At 68.4% G+C, this 1,828-nt stretch carries 2 protein-coding genes; one reads left to right on the top strand and one right to left on the bottom strand.

Annotation, left to right across the window (positions count from 1 at the left end):
• Window positions 1-194: 194 nt before the first annotated feature.
• Window positions 195-563 (bottom strand): DUF167 domain-containing protein, encoded by a 369-nt coding sequence (locus tag AC5LUJ_RS13785; RefSeq protein ID WP_250286460.1) that lies wholly within the window; start codon window positions 561-563, stop codon window positions 195-197.
• 251 nt (window positions 564-814) lie between these two features.
• Between AC5LUJ_RS13785 and fabG the strand changes: the two genes are divergently transcribed.
• Window positions 815-1,531: a 3-oxoacyl-ACP reductase FabG gene (gene fabG / locus AC5LUJ_RS13780; RefSeq protein ID WP_250286461.1), complete on the top strand. Its 717-nt coding sequence runs from the start codon at window positions 815-817 to the stop codon at window positions 1,529-1,531.
• The last annotated feature ends 297 nt before the right edge of the window (window positions 1,532-1,828 follow it).

Below are 1,828 nucleotides of genomic sequence, written 5' to 3'. Positions count from 1 at the left end.
GGGCCGAAGGCCGCGCGATCATATCTTTTGTGGTGGTTTCCACCGGTTTATCTTCCGGGAATCCGGCCTGATGGGCGCGGGCGAACCGGGTCTCTGGGCGGCGGCGGACCCGGATTCGTCAGTCCATTAGGCGTCGGTCGGGTTTTCGCCGCGCACCTGATTTCCTCACTCCTCCTGTTTTCTTCATCCTTTCTTCATTTTTTCGGCGTGGTGGTGAGTTCGGCCAGGCGGCCGCGCAACGCGGATTCGGGCCGCCCGCCGATTTCAACGATCTTCATCCGGCTGGTGGCGCCCCTGACCAGCACGACCTCGCGGCGGCGCACGCCGAAGGCCGTTGCCAGCGCGCGCAACGCCGATTCGGTGGCCCGTCCGTCCACCGCCGGCGCGGTCACCCGGACGACGAGGGGTGCGGTGGCATCCGACGGGCCGCCGCCGGTAGGGTCGTCCGCCGCGGTGGGCTCCTGGGTCGAGGGCTCGCCCGAGGCTTCGGCCGCGGAGGCAGGGAAGCCGCCGCCGACCGAGGTCCGGGCCGAGCGGGGGCAGACTCTGATCGTCAGACGCACCGTTGCATCGTCCCGCGAAGCGCCCGGACGGGCGATCGGGTCCGGGTGGCCCGGGCTCGTCCCACTCAGGTGATCTTTGCCGGTGGCCTGGGGGCCGACCGGTGGAACGGGTGTTGCGGGGTCGTCCGGCCCAGGTGGCCCAGCGATGATCACGGGCTGGGTGCCCGGGCACCCTGAATGCAATGAGAATTCAGCGTGTCACCTTGGGTAATAACTCTGGAGCGTGCGATGCGGCAGCTAGCATCGATCCCATGGTGGACGGTGAGGGACGAGTAGCTCTTGTTACCGGCGGTAATCGAGGGATCGGCGCCGCGGTCGCGGCCGCGCTGGCCGCGAATGGTGACCGGGTGGCGGTCGCCAGCCGTGGCGGTGACGCGCCGGACGGTTTGTACGGCGTCCGCCTGGATGTCACCAGCGCGGAAGGCGTCGACAAGGCGTTCACCGAGGTGGAGGCGGAACTCGGGCCGGTAGAGATACTGGTGTCCAACGCCGGGATCGCCCGGGACACGCTTCTTCTCACCATGGGTGAGGACGCGTTCCAGGAGGTCCTCGACACCAACCTGCTGGGCGCCTACCGGGTGGCCAAGCGCGCGGCACGGCCCATGCTGCGCCTGCGACGCGGGCGTCTGATCTTCATCTCCTCGGTCTCGGCGTTGGTCGGTTCCCCCGGGCAGTCGAACTACGCCGCGTCCAAGGCCGGCCTGATCGGCTTCTCCCGCTCTCTCGCCCGGGAGCTCGCCCCCCGCGGTATCACCGCGAACGTGGTCGCCCCCGGCCCGATCCGCACGGACATGACCGACGCGCTCACCGACGCCCAGCGGGACAACCTGGTCAACCAGGTCCCGATCCGGCGGATGGGCGAGCCGGAGGACATCGCCGCCCTGGTCGCCTTCCTGGCCTCCCCCCAGGCCTCCTACATCACCGGCGCGGTGATCCCCGTCGACGGCGGCCTGAGCATGGGCCTCTAACTTGCCGGTCCGGTAGCGCGGATCTCATCCACGACCACTCGTACAGGCCATGATCCAGGCGATTTTGTCGTTGTGTACGCTTTTTGGCCGCAAAAGCGTACACAACGACCAAATTGTGCCGATCTTCTCCGGTGGCTGGCGCTCCTCGAAGCGTGCCACCGTTCGGGGGACACGTATGGTTACCCGGCCGGCGCTCTAGCCTGCCGCGCACACCGCACGGATCAGAGCGGACGGAGCGTTGGCGTGGCCTGTACGCTCGTTCATCCCGCGTTTCCGGCGTCACGGCTCCCATTCGCC

Source organism: Protofrankia sp. CiP1_Cm_nod3 (assembly GCF_982290655.1).
This window is presented reverse-complemented; position numbering and strand designations above follow the sequence as displayed.